Below are 14592 nucleotides of genomic sequence, written 5' to 3' on the forward strand. Positions count from 1 at the left end.
ATGTTGCTACATGCAGGGTTCATGCGCCTCAGCCGCTCAATTGAGGAGCATGGGCATTGAGCGATCAGGACGTAGCCAAGGTTCGCCTGGCCTATGCGCGGCTGTTCAATGACAACCCGCAGCCGGGCGATGGCAAGACAGTCTTGGCCGATCTCGCGTTGCGCTCCGGCTTCTACGATGTGCCGTCGATCGCCGCGTGGATGAAGCAAAAGAAGTCGACCGAAGGATACGAAATAAACTGCCATGAATTGAGCGGCAAGCGCGCGCTCTTCAAGGCGATCAAGGACTTCGCCAGTCTGACCGAAAGCGAAATGCTCTGGCTTGAGCAAGTCGCCCGGTTGGCACCTGCCGAGGATTAACCACCCACCAAAGGACAATCTATGACAACCGCGGATGACGGGTCCGTGGCGCGTTCCGACGCGTCGGCGGGCACCCCTGACACGCAGCAGCAGGCACCGGGCAACGGATCACCCGACGCCAATGCATCGCCATTTGCCGGTCTTCAGGATGAAGGCACCCGGACGTGGATCGAGAAGAAGGGCTACAAATCAGTCGAGGATCTGGCCAAGGCGGCGGTCAATCAGGAGTCGATCATCGGCTCTTCGTTGCGCGTGCCTGCTCAGGACGCTCCGAAAGAGGAATGGGACAAGTTCTATTCCAAAGCCGGGCGGCCGGATAAGCCGGATGCGTATGAGCTGAAGCGGCCGGACGGCTTGCCGGAAGACCTCCCGTATGACGAAGCCCTCGCGGGCAACTTCAAGGGGTGGGCTCACAAGGCCGGCCTGAACGGATCGCAGGCTCAATCCCTCCACGACGCATTCGCGCACGCCCAGGCCGAACAGGCCAAGGCGCACGTGACTGCGCTCAAGGAGGCCGTCGAAGGTGCTGCCGATGCGCTCGTGAAAGAATGGGGACCGCAGGATTCCCCGGGCTTCAAGTCCAAGCACGAGATGGCCAACCGGGCGATGAAGAAGCTCGGCCTGGTCGAGAGTTTCCAGAAGTCGGGCATCATCCTGAAGGATGGCGCGCTGACCGATGCGAACCTCGCAAAGGCGTTCGCTGCCATCGGGGAGAAGATGTTCTCCGAGGACAGCGTCGACGGTGATGCGTCCACCAGCGGGAAAAACCCGTTCAAGGACGATCAGTTCTCCCTCACTGAAATCGGCCGTCTCGTCAAAAGCGATCCTGAACAGGCGCGACGACTCGCACGCGAAGCCGGCAAGGACCCGGCTCAGTGGGTCGGCAAATAGCGCTCCCTTAGAGGACCACCACAATGGCAGACGCATATACCCGAATTTCGGACGTCGTCGTTCCGGCGCCGTACGCCCGCTATTCGTTCGAGCAGCATGTCGAAAAGCTGGATATCTTCCAGGCCGGTCTGCTGGCGACCGACGATCAGATCACCGGCAAGTTCAGCGAGGGCGGCAAGCTGCTCGAACTCCCGGGCTGGAAGGATCTGGCGGGCGACGCCTCCGAGCCGGTCAACGATGACCCGGCGGATTCGATCGAGACGAAGAAGCTGCAGACCCGCGGCGAAACGGCGCTTCGCCAGTTCCGTGCGCAGGCATGGGCGTGGCCGGACATCACCCAGGTGCTTGCCGGCGAAGATCCCGGCAAGGTCATCGCTGATCGCCAGACCGATTACTGGCAGCGTGCGATGAAGAAGGTGGTGCTCGCCACCCTGGCCGGCGTGCTCGCGGACAACATCGCCAACGACGCTGGCGATATGATCCGCGACACCAACGTCTCGATCACCGACACCGACATGATCGACGCGGCATATCTGCACGGTGATCAGGCAGACCGCTTCGTCGGCATCGTCATGCACTCGCTGCAGATGAAGGTGCTGAAGAAGGCGGACCTGATCGACTACATGCCGCCGTCGGAGCAGGGCGGAATGATGATCCCGACTTATCAGGGCCTCCGGGTTCTGGTGGATGACGGCATCACCAAGACCGGCTCCAACGAGTACAACGCCATCATGTTCAAGCCGGGCGCCGTCGTTTACGACGAAATCCCGGTCACGACCGAAGGCGGCCCGATCGAACTCGATCGCAAGCCGCGTCAGGCGCATGGTGGCGGCGTCACCGAAATGGTCGCCCGCCGTCAGTTCATCATGCATCCGCGTGGTTTCGACTGGCTGCATGGTTCGGTCGCTGGCGTTTTCCCGACCGACACCGAGCTCGCCGCTGCGGCCAACTGGAACCGCACCGCGACCTCGATCAAGAACACCGGCTTCGTGTTCCTGCGCACGACCGAGTCCTGATCTCCCGCAAACTTGTGGCGGCCTCCGGGCCGCCTCATCTTTTTTGAGGTGATGCATGCCTTACAAACCAACCGGCAATCCTCCCGGCCGGCCACGCAAGAATGCGGCCGCAAAGGTCGTAGAGCCCGCGAAGCCGCTGACCCGCGCGCGCGCAGGCTTCCGCCGCGCCTTTGCCGATCCTGCCGAGGCTCTGCACCGCCCCCCGCGCTGGCGTGAGAAGCAGGCTACCCGCCGTCCCATTCTTCATCCGAACGTGATTAAGGGCTGATGGCCGCTGTCACCGTCGAAGACGTCGCCAACATGGCGCTTGGCATTCTCGTTGAGGCCCCGATCGGGAGTCTGGACGAGGACAACAAGGCCGCGCGTCTTCTCAACCTGCATTACGAAACGACGCGTCAGGCCGAGCTGATCAAGCACGCTTGGTCGTTTGCGATCTTTCGTTCAGAGCTTGAGGCGATGCCCGAGGCGCTGGCCGGCACGGCGTATCGCTATGCCTATGCGGCGCCTGATGATGCTCTGCGCATTCTGCCGCTGACCGACACGGGAGAGAACGGCGGCATCGTCATTCCGTGGCGTCAGGAGGGCAACATCCTGCTGATCAATTACGAGGCGCCGCGGCTGGTCCGCTACATCGGCAACATGACCGATCCCGGCGACTGGAATCCGCTGTTCATCGAGGCGCTGGCGGCCCGGCTGGCAATGAAGATCGCCATGCCGCTGACCAACAAGCCGACGGTTCTCCAAGGTGCCCAGCGCGTCTATGAGGAAGCGATCAGCGAGGCCCGCCGCATCAATGTCATCGAGAGCGGTTCGCCCGCGTCCGTGCAGTCCTGGTCGGCTGCGCGCGGCGATTACCGGGACGTCCGATGACCGTTTTCCCGACGCAGGACAGCTTTGTTCGAGGTGAGATTTCGCCGCGCCTGCACGCGCGCGCCTCGCTCGACCTTTATCGCTCGGCGTTGGCGAAGTGCGAGAACTTCATCACGCTTCCGCATGGCGGCCTGCGTAAGCGCGGCGGGTCGTATTTCGCGGGAGAAAGCAAGGGGTCAAATTCTGAACGGCCGATTCCGTTCATCTTCTCTGAGACGCAGGCCTATATGCTGTGGTTTGGGGAGAAGTATTTCCGCGTCTATGCGTATGGCGGGCCGGTCATGAACGGCCTTTCGGTCGTCGAGGTCGCCACGCCATACACCTATGCCGATGTCGTCGACCTGCAGTTCGATCAATCAGGCGATGTGCTGTATCTCACGCACCAGAACTATGCGCCGCGGAAGATCACGCGCTCGACGAACACGTCGTGGTCGATCTCGCCCGTCAACAACAACGACGGGCCGTTTGGTTTTCAGAACGCCAACGAGACGGTCAAGATGTACGCCAGTGCCACGTCGGGCACGGTGACGCTCACGGCCGATAGCGCGGTGTTCACGTCGGATATGGTCGGCCAGCTGGTTAAGATTCAGGTCGAAACGTTCGGCACGTGGAAACCTTGGGAGGCCGGCGGCTATCTCAACAGCAGTTCCGGCAACGGCTTCTTTCGCCGCCACAATGGCAATGTTTATGTCTCCACGGCTCCGGGCCTCGTCACCGGCAAGGTGCAGATGGGCGGCACACCGCCTACGCATCTGAAGGGCGAGGAATGGGACGGCGGCAGCGAGCTTGCCGAGCAGTTCGATGGATCGACGACCGACTACGGTGTGAACTACGGCGTCAAATGGCGCTATGTGCATTCCGGCTACGGCATCGCCCGTGTTCTGTCGGTCGGTGGTGGCGGATTGACGGCGACGGCTGATGTGCTCGAGACATTCCCGGCCGAGCTGATCGGCGCGGGCAACAAGTCATATCGGTGGTCGACTGGCGGCTTTGGTGGCTCCGAGGGCTATCCGCGGTCGGTGACGATCTTCGAAGAGCGCTTGTGCTACGGGCAGAAATATTCCGTCTACGGCTCCAAGACATTCGATTTCAACAGCTTTCGGTCGGGCGCGAACGACGACGACGCGGTGTCGTTCAAGCTTGCCGGAGCGAACGACATCACCTGGCTGCAGGAGTCGGACGGCTTTCTTCTGGTCGGCACCATCGCCGGCGTGCGGACGCTCTCCGGCGGCGGCAATAACGAGCCGCTGACGCCCTCGAAATTCAAGAACCGAGGCTCGCCCACCAAGCGTTGCTCTTCGATCCCGCCGGTGAAAGCCGGCTCGACATTCGTCTATGTCGGGTTCGATCGCAAATCCGTGGTCGAGATGGCGTTCTCCCTGGAGAAGAACGGTTATTCGACCACGCCGGTCAGCATCATCTCGGAGCATATTCCGAAGCAGGGGATTTCCTCGATCTGCTATCAGAGCGAGACGGACCCGATTTTCTGGCTTGGGCTCGACAATGGCGAGCTCGGTGGGCTGACCTATGAGGCAGACCAGAACGTCCGCGGCTGGCACCGGCACAAGATCGGTGGGCGCTGGGGCAATTATGACCATGGCGTCATCGAGTGGGTAGCCTCAACGCCAGGCCAGTCCGGCGCCGATGATGTCTGGATCCTGGTGAGGCGGACCATCAACGGTTTCACCCGCCGCTACATTGAGGTGCTGCGGTCGCCTTTCGAATATGGGGATGTCACCGACGCGTTCATGGTGGATTGCGGGCTGACCTATGAGGGCGTTCCCAAGGCCAACTTCTCCGGGCTATCGCACCTCGAAGGCGAGCCGGTCGTCGCGCTGGCCGATGGCAAGGTCGTCAAAGGGCTTGTCGTCCATGCCGGCGAGGTCGTCCTGCCGTGGCCCGCGTCCAAGATCCACATTGGCCTGCCTTACAGCGCGGTGGCCGAGACCCTTGAGCTCGACGTCGGCGGCCGTGACGGTTCGGTTATGGGACGCCGGAAGCGCGTGAATTCGCTGATCCTGTCGGTGCTGGAGTCGGCCAACATTTACGTGAAGTCAGCAACGCGCTCCACGTTCGAAGGGCAGAAGGCCGGGCGCAACACCATCGTTCCGCCAACTAACGTGGTGTCGCTGTTCACCGGAAATCTGGACGAGGTGAGGCTGGACGATTCATGGGAGGGGCAGGGCCGCATTCGTATCGAGGCGCCGGACCCTGTGCCGGCCACCATCCGCGCAATCATCCCCGGCTTCGATAGCGAGGGCTCATAATGTGCGCTTTCGCACCATTGATGTTGGCCACCACGGCGCTGTCCGCGGTTGGCTCGATCATGCAGGGCAATCAGGCCGCGGCGGCCGGCGCTGCTCAGCAGGCCAGCTACGATCAAGCGGCAGAGAATGAACGCCTGGCATCCGGCTATGAGGCCACGCGTGTGGCTGATCGCAACCGGCGCGCGTCATCCGCTGCGCTGACGCAGGTGGCCGGGTCGGGCGTGGCGCTGACCGGATCGCCCACGGAAGTGCTCGCCGATAACGCAATTCAATCGCAGATGGACATCGACGCCATCCGCTTCGGTTCGCAGATCAAGCAGGGCAATCTGCGCATGCAGGGCGATCTGGCCATGATGCAGGGACAGCAGCGGCAGACCGCGGGCTATATCGGCGCCGCAACGAATGTCGCAAGCGGCCTGACACAGCTTTACTCGCCACGGAATTCGGTGCGCATGGGCGGCTCTGGATTTGGGATGGGCTATACCTGATGGCCACCATTCCCCGCATTGTATCCCAGCGCAGTCTCGACCCGGGCGGCGTTGTCTCGATCCCGACTGGTGATCCCGTCGGCGCTGCCTTGGAGCAGGCCGGCACCAAGGGGGTGTCGCTGATCGCGCACTATCAGGATCGCGTCAACTATCAGGAGCGATTCCAGTCGCTGATTTCGTTCGACGAATTCTCGACAAAGCGAGAGAGCGACAAGGTCGCCGCGACGCAGAACATGAAGCCCGGCGCGGCCGGACTGCACGATGGTCTGGTCCAGAACTACGACGCCAAGGCCAGTGAGTGGCTCAATACGCTGCCGCAAAGCCAGCGGCCAGAGTTTGAGGCACGGCTGCGGGCGAAGCGCGAGGCCTATTCGATCGAAGCCGCGCGGCTGCAGAAAGCTGAAAGCGATCGCTTTGAGACCGACGGCATCAAGACGCGTGTGGATACCTCAAAGCAGGGCATCCTGCAGTCGGGGCCCGACGCCGTGCCGGCGTTCACGAAGGATGTCGAGGAGCTGATCGACACGTCGTCGCTGTCGCCGATCCAAAAGGAAGCTGCGAAGAAGCAACTTCGCGCCGAGCTGGAGGAAACCGGGTTCCGCGCGCTGGCGCAGCGTGATCCTGAAGCAGCTCAGCGCGTGGCAAAGGGATGGGGTGTCGACAAGGGCTTCTCCGGCACCGCGATCGACCGCACCATGCAGCTGCTGCGTGACAAGGAAGGTTTCAAGTCGAGCACCTATTGGGACGTCAACGCCGATCGCGTCGGCTACGGCTCCGATACGATCACAGACCCGGATGGAAAGATCAGGACCGTCAAGGCTGGCGACACTGTCACCCGGGAGGATGCCGAGCGCGACCTTCGCCGGCGCACGCAGGAATCGCTGGGCCAGGTCCAGAAGGCGGTCGGTGACGAAGCCTTCAATCGGCTGACACCGAACCAGCAGGCCGCCGTCGGCTCGGTCGTCTACAACTACGGTCGCCTGCCTGACAGCGTGGGCGCTGCGATCCGCACGGGTGACGCAGAGCGCATTGCTCAGTCGATCGAGGGCCTGCAGGGGCACAACAATGGCGTGAACCGCAACCGACGACTGGCAGAGGCGGCGCTTGCGCGCAGCTCCGGCGATGGCCCGGTGCCAGGTGTCTACCAGGCTGATCCCCGCTTCGCCAACGTGCCGGCCGAAAAGCGCATCGTGCTGGCCGGGAATGCCGACGTCGAGGCGAACCAGCAGCGCGCTGCGATCGCGGCCCGTGAGACGGCTGATTACAACGAGCGCTTGAACGCTCTGCAGACGTCGGTCATCGACGGCAAGGCCACGGCGGCCGACGTCCAGCAGGCGCGCAAGGAGGGCTGGCTGCGCGACGCGGGCGATATTCAGAAGGTATTGAGCGCCATCGCGACGCGGGACAAGGCGACGTCGGATATCACGAGCTTCAGCAAGGCGATGGCAGATCCATCATTCGCGTGGAATCCGGTCAACAAGGACCAGAAGGATTGGATTGACGCTGGCTTCAAATCGCTCGGGGGCGATATGCCGGCGCTTCAGACGATTGCCGAGAAAACCGGGATCGTGCCGGCGAGCGCGGCTGTCGCCATGCGGGGCAGCCTGTTGTCGCCGGATGCCAATCGCGTGCAGAGCGCCCTGCAGACCGCGGCAAATCTCACCGGTGGCCGCTATACGGACATCTTCGCCGGTGTCGAGGGCGGCAAGGAGCTGACCGAGGCGGGGCTGACCTTCCGGCATCTGGTCTACGACCGCGGTCTCTCGGCGGCTGAGGCCACCAAGAAGATCATGGAAGAGCGCACGCCCGAGTTCGAGCGCGACATCAAGGCGCGCATCAAGTCCGAGGACGTCAATGCGATTGTCAGGAAGGAGCTGAAGGACGGCGATATCCGCTCGGCCTTCGATCCGTCATTCCTTGGCCTGGCGCCGAACCCGCAGCTCACGTTCAATCCCGAAATGCGCCAGCGCGCGATGGGCGACTACGAGGAGATCTTCCGGGAACAGTTCGCCAAGAATGGCGACGTCGGCCGCAGCAAGACGCTGGCACTGGAAGAGATGAAGCGCACCTGGGGCGTGACCGAGGTATCCGGGCAGAAGACCATCATCAAATATCCGCCGGAGCGCGCGCCGGCCTATGCGGGCGTCCAGAACGCCGCCGAGCACATTGCGCAGCAGGCGCTGGCTGCCATCAAAGATCTAAACGGGGTGGACGTCGAGCGCTCCAAGCTGCGCATGGATGAGGTTCGGACGACTGGCGAGCGCTACACGCGCGGTGAGCCGCCAACCTACATCCTGAGCTACACCGACAAGAACGGAGTGGCGCAGACCATTCCCCGCCCATTCTATGCTGATCCGGGCCTGATGCGTGACGCGCAGACCGCGCAGCGGGCGGCGCAGTCTGCCCGCATTCAGCAGCGTGTTGCGATTGACGCAGACATGGCCGATTTGAGCCGTGCTCCGTTCGGGGTGCAGTGATGCCGTTTGTCGACGAAGCACCGCGCATTGATCTCGGCAACCGGGTCGACTTCCCGAAAGGGATGACGATTACGCCGGGCGAGGAAGATCTGAACGACGGCCCGGCAAAAACGTCGTGGAACTGGGGTGCAGCGTTCCGGCGCAACAACGAGGTCGCCGCCGCGCTGTCTTCGGAGTCGCTGTGGACGCTGAACGAGCCGGAGGCCGGTTTCAATCCATGGGAAAAGATCAAGGGCACGCCGGACGAGGCGAACTTTGCTCGACTTTCCGAGGCGCGCAACCAGCGCCGCTTTGACGCTATCAAAGCGGACATCGCGCGCGAGAACGACGACCGCAAGCTGCTGGACAGCCAGCCATGGTGGATGGGTCTGGCAACGGAGGGATCTGCGTCGATCCTGAGTCCGACCACGCTGCTGCCTGGTGGTTCGTTCGTGAAGGGTGCTCGCGGCGGGCTTGCGCTGGCACGCAGCGCGGCGAGCGTGGGTGGTGCGGCCGCAGCCGGCACGGCCATTCAGGAAGGCATGCTGCATTCGGTCGAGCAAACCCGCACGGTTGGTGAAAGCGCGACAGCAATCGGGGCGTCCGCTTTGCTGGGCGGCTTGCTTGGTTCGGCGGCCTCTTTCATGACGAAAGCGGAGTGGCAGAAGGCGATCGGCGCCATCGAGAGCGAAATTGATGCTCCGCGCACCGGGCTCGAGCCGCTGCAGGTGCTGGAGGCCGCCAACTCGAATGGCCGCCTGGCGTCCGTCGGCGCCGCTGCGAACGTCGCTGCCGACATCACGGACAACAGCATCGCCGGCGGCGCGGCAAGCGCAACGGCCGCTGCCACAGCCAGGATGAACCCGCTGCTGCGCGCGCTGCACAGCCCGTCATCGGCATACCGCGAGATCGCAACCGATCTGGTGGAAAATCCGCTGTACCTGAAGAAGAATTTCGAGGGTGTCGCTTCCGAGCCGGCGGTCGAGACTCTGATGAAGGAATACAACGCCGGCTTGGCACAGGCTCTGAGGGCCACAAATGCCGGCTATCTCGATTATGTGAAGGCCGGCGGCCAGCTCGATCGGTCTGAGTTTCGGGAAGCCGTTGGCAAGGCGATGCGGCGCGGTGACGCGGATGCTGACCCTGTGGTGGCGCGCGTCGCTCGCGAGTATCGCGCCAAGGTCTTCGACCCGCTGAAGCAGCAGGCAATCGACGCCAAGCTGTTGCCGGAAGACGTTTCGGTCGACACTGCACAGTCCTATTTCACCCGCATGTGGAACGGTCGCCGGATTTCGGCCGACGAGGCCGGCTTCAAGGCGATGGTGCAGGAGCACATCAACGCCGAAATGCCGAAATTGCTTCAGGCGTTTGACCGTGAGACGGCGCTGCGTGAGACGAAGCTGACCGGCGAGAAGCTGGTCGAATATCAGGTCGAGCGCCGCATCGAGCGTTCCGATCGGTTCAACGACCGTGACGCCGCCAAGCAGATCGCCGACGAGGTGTTCGACACGTTGACAGGCCGCGCCGGCACCGGCAACCGCCCGGATTTCATCACGATCAAGGCGCGCGGGCCGCTGAAGGAGCGCACGTTCAATATCCCCGACCTGTTCCGCGCCTCCAATGGCCGCGGCGTCGAGGACTATCTGGAGCACGACGTCGAGCAAGTGGCGCGCCGCTACACGCGCGTCATGGGCGCCGATGTCGAACTGGCTCGCAAGTTCGGGTCAGTCGACATGGTCGACCAGATCACCAAGATCAGGGAGGACTACCGCGGACTGCGTGATGGCGTGACTGACGAGCGGCAGTTGAAGCGGCTGGCCGATCGAGAGACGGCCGACATTCGCGATCTTGAGGCTGTCCGCGACATGCTTCGGGGAACCAACCCCGGCGCCGTTGCAGATGCCAGCTATTCGCGGGTCGTGCGGTCGGTGAACCACTTCAACTACCTGCGCTCAATGGGCGAGGTGGCTATTGCGTCCCTGACTGAAACTGTGCGGCCGGCGATGGTGCACGGACTGACGCCCTACATGGAGACGCTGGGCCAGACGCTGACCAACATGAAGGGCATCCGCCTGTCGGTAGGTGAAGGCCAACTGGCCGGCAATATTGCCGAGAACGTGCTGGGCACGCGATTGGCGACGCTGTCGGAGATCATCGATCCCTACGCCTCTCGCGGTCCGGTCGAAGCGTTCCTCGAGAACATGACCAATATCGCGTCGAAGTGGAACGGCATCCGGCTGTTGACCGACATGCAGAAGTCGATTGCGTCGGTGATGACCCAGAACCGCTTACTGCGCGGCGCAACGATGTTCGATCAGGTCGCCGAGAAGGAGCGGGCTTACCTCGCCTATATGGGTATCGACCAGTCGATGGCCTCCCGGATCGCAAAGCAGTTCGCGGAGCACGGCGAGACGGTCGACAAGGTGAGGGTGGCCAACACCGAGATGTGGACTGACGAGGTCGCGCGCCGGACCTATCGCGCCGCGATCAACAAGGACGTGGACAGCATCATCACCACCAAGGGCGTGGCCGACACCCCGCTATTCGCTAATACCCCGACCGGCCGGGCGATGCTGCAGTTCAAATCGTTCGCCCTTGCCAGTCATCAGCGCGTGCTGCTGCGCGGTCTCCAGGAGGAACAGTCGAGGTTTGTGGGCGGCCTGGTGGCGATGACCACGATCGGCATGATGGCAACGTGGCTCAAGGCAGTGTCCGGCAATCGCACCGAGAAGCTGCAGGACGCTACGAAGAACCCCGGCTGGTGGATCGCTGAAGGTCTGGACAAGGCCGGCATCTTTGCCATCCCGATGGAGATCGCCAACACTTTCGAGAAAGCGACCGGTTTTAACCCCATCAAGTCGCCGATCAAGGCGGCAGACGAGGGCGCCGCGATCTCGCAGAAGAACCAGAACCGCTCGCTGATCGGAACCGTGGTCGGCCCGAGTGCCGGCCTGGTGGACGACGCAACGCAAGTGCTCGGTGTGCCAAAGAAGATCATCGACGGCGAAGAGGTCACGCAGGGGCAGAAAAATGCCGCTGAGCGACTTCTACCGTTCAACTCCTACGCCGGCATCCGCCAGATGCTGCGCTACATCGTCAATCCGCAAGAACAATAGTCCAGTCCCATCACGACCAAACACCGCCATTCCGGCGGGCGCTTACCTATGGAGAATCCAATGCCTGCAACTCGTGACATCGCCATCTCCCGCTCTCGCCGCACTGCGGGCAACACCGGCGCAGGCGGTCCGGTAAAGCTTAAATCCTACACCGTGGCCGGTCTGCCATCGGCAGCCTCAGCCGGTGCTGGCGCCATCGTCTACGTCTCCAACGCCGCAACCGCGGCCTGCGTGGCTTGGTCGGATGGCACCAACTGGAAGCGTGCGGACACCGGCGCGACGGTGACCTGATGAAACTAACCAAAACACAGGCCCGTTGGGTGATTGTGGCGCGTATGCGCAAGCGGCGACGTCGGCGCAGGTCGTCCTGATGAGTATTCCGGCCGTCATCCAATACCCAACGCGTACACCTCCGAATGTGCGGGGGCGAAGCGCGTATGGCCCAACGGGACGGTGGGCGACGATACTTCGATCATTTATGGCCGCTGGAAATGACGAATATTTCCAGCGGGACGAAGTAATGAATATCAGCCTGAGTACTCCCCCGGAGCGGCCTCCAGAGCTTCCGGGGCTCGCTACAGCTCCGATCGACATTGCGTATTCATATTACCTGGAACGCGTCCCTGACGGCGTTCAAATAGGGATGGTGCGGGGCGGTGCTATCGACTCTGTCGGCGGTTTCGGATTCTCCGACGGCAGCGAGGTTCCTAGCTGGCTCTGGTTTAATGACATCAACCGAAGCGGACTTGTTGCGCTTTTCGAGGACATCTAATGGCTACGATCGATGTAAAAGATGCGGGTGGATCGGTCGTACCGATCGAAAAGCCGCTTGCACCGGGTAGAGCGGCTGCAGCCCTCTCTAGGCCAGTTGCGCTTTCAACCGAGGATAAGGCTTCTGTTGATGCGATATCGACTGCCCTCTCAACGCTTGGGAATTACCTTGATCAAGTTGAGGCGTTGATCGGAAGCACTAACACAGGTCTTTCTTCTGTTCTGGCTAAGCTGTCTGCGGATCCTGCAACGCAGACAACGTTGGCTGCAATTCTGGCCAAGCTGAATTCGAGCGTTGCTGTCACCGGGACCTTCTGGCAGGCGACGCAGCCGATTTCTGCCGCGTCATTGCCGCTACCTTCGGGCGCCGCTACGGCAGCAAATCAGGTTGCCGCGACCCCGGCGGGGACCAATTTGATTGGGCGCGTCGCTGCTGATGCTAGTGCGGCTACTGGCGGAATCTCATCGACCTCACGAATTTTGTCGGCAGCGGCTTCAACGAATGCGACAAGCGCTAAAGCTTCTTCCGGGCGGCTTTATGCCATCCAAGGCTTTAACGCCTCGTCGTTTGTTAGATACCTCAAACTCTACAATAAGGCGTCGTCTCCGACCGTTGGTACGGACACGCCGGTAAAGACGCTCGCGCTGCCTCCGAATGTCGGCTTCGCTTTTGACTGGCCGCACGGATATTCGTTTGCCACAGGAATTGCATTCGCGCTCACTGCTGGCTCTGCCGACAACGACACGACAAACGTCACGGCCGGCGACATTCTTGGCCTCAACCTGGATTATGTCTGATGAGCGGATTTTCAGGACCATCGCGCTCCGTCGAGACGATCTTTTGGGAATACACCAACGCACCAAACCCAGCGAACACCAACCATATCGCAACATCATCATTCGCAATTCCTGCGAATTTGCTGTCCAAAGATGGTGACGAACTTATCCTTGAGACCGATTTCATCTTCAGCAGCGCCACTAGCACAAAAGGGTATGGTGCCAATATTGGCCATAGCTCCTTCAGTTCCGGCGGTTTCTCGGGCGGTGTGTCGCTCTTTTCAAACGGAACGGCGACTGCATCGCAGAGCATGCGAGCCACAACCACAATAACGCGGACTGGGCCGACTGAGGCTCAGTACAGAACGTTTTGTTCTTTCAGCAACACGCAAACGTCAAATGTAATCTACGCGACCTCTACCGTTAACTGGTCCGCTTCGCAGAATATCGCGACAGAGGTATTTGATGTGACAGGCAATGCTGGCGCCATAACGATCAAGCAGACGCGCCTCACGTTGCGCCGCGCCCCGTAATCAACAAATATTAGAGAGACCGATAAGATGGTTACAAGGTCGACTGCCGCAGTTCGTCTGTTGCCTGGTGACAAAGAGCCGGTTCGGCTGGCGTCGACAGCCAACCTTTCACTTTCTGGGTTGCCAACTATCGACGGCTTCGCGGCGCTGGCAGGCGACCGTATTCTGGTTAAAGACCAGTCTAATCCAGTAGAGAATGGGATTTATACCGCAAACGAAGGTGGCTGGCGTCGTGCACCTGATTGCGTGTCGTCTCGCAGCATGATCGCCGGAATGAAGGTAACCGTTCAAGAGGGGACGGCGCACGGCGGTGACGTCTGGAATCTGAATACAAATCGGCCGAACATCGGCACAGACCCAATTCAATATTCTCTATATTTGAACACCAACATCGCAGATGAGATCAACGCGGCTCGTGAAGCTCTCGTCGCTGAAATGGACGCCATTATCGCCACTGCGATGTCCGCCGGAAAAGCAACGCAGGCAGAGGCAGAAGCGGGTGTAAGCAACGTCGGCTGGATGACTCCGCTGCGGACGCGTCAGGCCTTTGCGAAGACGATATACTTGATGAAGAGGCGTGAAGGGATTTTCAACGTTGAAGACTACGGCGCCATAGGCGATGGCTTGGATAGCAGTTCAAGTATAAATGCAAGCGCATTCGCCAATACGATTGCCGATATTGGTAGTAATGGTGGGAGAGTTATTATCCCACCCGGCGGACGTTTCCATACTAACGATTACCTGGTCAACGCTTTGCACAAATCCGGGATCGAGTTTGTCGGTGTCGGATCGGGCAACGGTCAGGAAACGAAAGCTTCGACTGTTGTGTTTACCGCTGATGGAAGCGCCGGTGGCTTGATCCGGTTAGACGCAACTCAAGCAATTGCATTTCGTCGTATTAATCTACTTTATAACCATCCGAACTTCGTTCAAAGCGCGCCACTCATTAATCTGAGGGCGCAGGTTGGCGAGGCAACCGCAGGCACGATTTTCGAAGAGTGCGGTACGGGAGGAACAAATAACTCTTCCAAAAAGGCAATTATCTTTG

At 61.1% G+C, this 14592-nt stretch carries 13 protein-coding genes and 1 pseudogene; all 14 read left to right on the top strand.

Annotated features, from left to right (window positions below; genetic code table 11):
- The first annotated feature begins 56 nt into the window (after positions 1–56).
- Positions 57–359, top strand: coding sequence for a hypothetical protein (locus ACIQ17_RS14180; protein WP_398469644.1), 303 nt, complete (start codon positions 57–59; stop codon positions 357–359).
- A 21-nt stretch (positions 360–380) separates the two neighbouring features.
- Positions 381–1250 (top strand): hypothetical protein, encoded by an 870-nt coding sequence (locus ACIQ17_RS14185; protein ID WP_398469646.1) that lies wholly within the window; start codon positions 381–383, stop codon positions 1248–1250.
- Positions 1251–1273: 23 nt separating this feature from the next.
- Positions 1274–2266 (top strand): major capsid protein, encoded by a 993-nt coding sequence (locus ACIQ17_RS14190; protein ID WP_398469648.1) that lies wholly within the window; start codon positions 1274–1276, stop codon positions 2264–2266.
- Positions 2267–2321: 55 nt separating this feature from the next.
- Positions 2322–2534 carry a hypothetical protein gene (locus ACIQ17_RS14195; protein WP_398469650.1) on the top strand — a complete coding sequence of 71 codons (213 nt, stop codon included), beginning with the start codon at positions 2322–2324 and terminating at the stop codon, positions 2532–2534.
- Positions 2534–3136, top strand: a complete 603-nt coding sequence (locus ACIQ17_RS14200) for a hypothetical protein (protein WP_398469652.1) — start codon at positions 2534–2536, stop codon at positions 3134–3136. The genes ACIQ17_RS14195 and ACIQ17_RS14200 overlap by 1 nt, the downstream gene beginning before the upstream one ends.
- The gene (locus tag ACIQ17_RS14205) at positions 3133–5403 is read left to right on the top strand and encodes a hypothetical protein (protein ID WP_398469654.1); all 2271 of its coding nucleotides are present in this window, start codon (positions 3133–3135) and stop codon (positions 5401–5403) included. The genes ACIQ17_RS14200 and ACIQ17_RS14205 overlap by 4 nt, the downstream gene beginning before the upstream one ends.
- Positions 5403–5891 (top strand): hypothetical protein, encoded by a 489-nt coding sequence (locus ACIQ17_RS14210; protein ID WP_398469656.1) that lies wholly within the window; start codon positions 5403–5405, stop codon positions 5889–5891. Before ACIQ17_RS14205 ends, ACIQ17_RS14210 begins: the two co-directional genes overlap by 1 nt.
- Positions 5891–8368, top strand: a complete 2478-nt coding sequence (locus ACIQ17_RS14215) for a lysozyme (RefSeq protein ID WP_398469658.1) — start codon at positions 5891–5893, stop codon at positions 8366–8368. Before ACIQ17_RS14210 ends, ACIQ17_RS14215 begins: the two co-directional genes overlap by 1 nt.
- On the top strand, positions 8368–11463 hold the full coding sequence (locus ACIQ17_RS14220; RefSeq protein WP_398469660.1) for a hypothetical protein: 3096 nt from the start codon (positions 8368–8370) through the stop codon (positions 11461–11463). Before ACIQ17_RS14215 ends, ACIQ17_RS14220 begins: the two co-directional genes overlap by 1 nt.
- 60 nt (positions 11464–11523) lie before the next feature.
- Positions 11524–11754 (top strand): hypothetical protein, encoded by a 231-nt coding sequence (locus ACIQ17_RS14225; RefSeq protein ID WP_398469662.1) that lies wholly within the window; start codon positions 11524–11526, stop codon positions 11752–11754.
- A gap of 229 nt (positions 11755–11983) precedes the next feature.
- Positions 11984–12235, top strand: a complete 252-nt coding sequence (locus ACIQ17_RS14230; RefSeq protein WP_398469664.1) for a hypothetical protein — start codon at positions 11984–11986, stop codon at positions 12233–12235.
- Positions 12235–13032 carry a hypothetical protein gene (locus ACIQ17_RS14235; protein WP_398469666.1) on the top strand — a complete coding sequence of 266 codons (798 nt, stop codon included), beginning with the start codon at positions 12235–12237 and terminating at the stop codon, positions 13030–13032. Before ACIQ17_RS14230 ends, ACIQ17_RS14235 begins: the two co-directional genes overlap by 1 nt.
- The gene (locus ACIQ17_RS14240; protein ID WP_398469668.1) at positions 13032–13544 is read left to right on the top strand and encodes a hypothetical protein; all 513 of its coding nucleotides are present in this window, start codon (positions 13032–13034) and stop codon (positions 13542–13544) included. The genes ACIQ17_RS14235 and ACIQ17_RS14240 overlap by 1 nt, the downstream gene beginning before the upstream one ends.
- Before the next feature lie 27 nt (positions 13545–13571).
- Positions 13572–14592, top strand: a pseudogene (locus ACIQ17_RS14245) (hypothetical protein); the annotation flags it as partial.

Source organism: Tardiphaga sp. (assembly GCF_044340795.1).
Taxonomy (GTDB): Bacteria; Pseudomonadota; Alphaproteobacteria; order Rhizobiales; family Xanthobacteraceae; genus Tardiphaga.

Bases quoted from the DNA above. Each gene is read 5' to 3' on its own strand.
- ACIQ17_RS14185 (WP_398469646.1), top strand. From the start codon at position 381: ATGACAACCGCGGATGACGGGTCCGTGGCGCGTTCCGACGCGTCGGCG.
- ACIQ17_RS14190 (WP_398469648.1), top strand. From the start codon at position 1,274: ATGGCAGACGCATATACCCGAATTTCGGACGTCGTCGTTCCGGCGCCG.
- ACIQ17_RS14195 (WP_398469650.1), top strand. From the start codon at position 2,322: ATGCCTTACAAACCAACCGGCAATCCTCCCGGCCGGCCACGCAAGAAT.
- ACIQ17_RS14200 (WP_398469652.1), top strand. From the start codon at position 2,534: ATGGCCGCTGTCACCGTCGAAGACGTCGCCAACATGGCGCTTGGCATT.
- ACIQ17_RS14205 (WP_398469654.1), top strand. From the start codon at position 3,133: ATGACCGTTTTCCCGACGCAGGACAGCTTTGTTCGAGGTGAGATTTCG.
- ACIQ17_RS14210 (WP_398469656.1), top strand. From the start codon at position 5,403: ATGTGCGCTTTCGCACCATTGATGTTGGCCACCACGGCGCTGTCCGCG.
- ACIQ17_RS14215 (WP_398469658.1), top strand. From the start codon at position 5,891: ATGGCCACCATTCCCCGCATTGTATCCCAGCGCAGTCTCGACCCGGGC.
- ACIQ17_RS14220 (WP_398469660.1), top strand. From the start codon at position 8,368: ATGCCGTTTGTCGACGAAGCACCGCGCATTGATCTCGGCAACCGGGTC.
- ACIQ17_RS14225 (WP_398469662.1), top strand. From the start codon at position 11,524: ATGCCTGCAACTCGTGACATCGCCATCTCCCGCTCTCGCCGCACTGCG.
- ACIQ17_RS14230 (WP_398469664.1), top strand. From the start codon at position 11,984: ATGAATATCAGCCTGAGTACTCCCCCGGAGCGGCCTCCAGAGCTTCCG.
- ACIQ17_RS14235 (WP_398469666.1), top strand. From the start codon at position 12,235: ATGGCTACGATCGATGTAAAAGATGCGGGTGGATCGGTCGTACCGATC.
- ACIQ17_RS14240 (WP_398469668.1), top strand. From the start codon at position 13,032: ATGAGCGGATTTTCAGGACCATCGCGCTCCGTCGAGACGATCTTTTGG.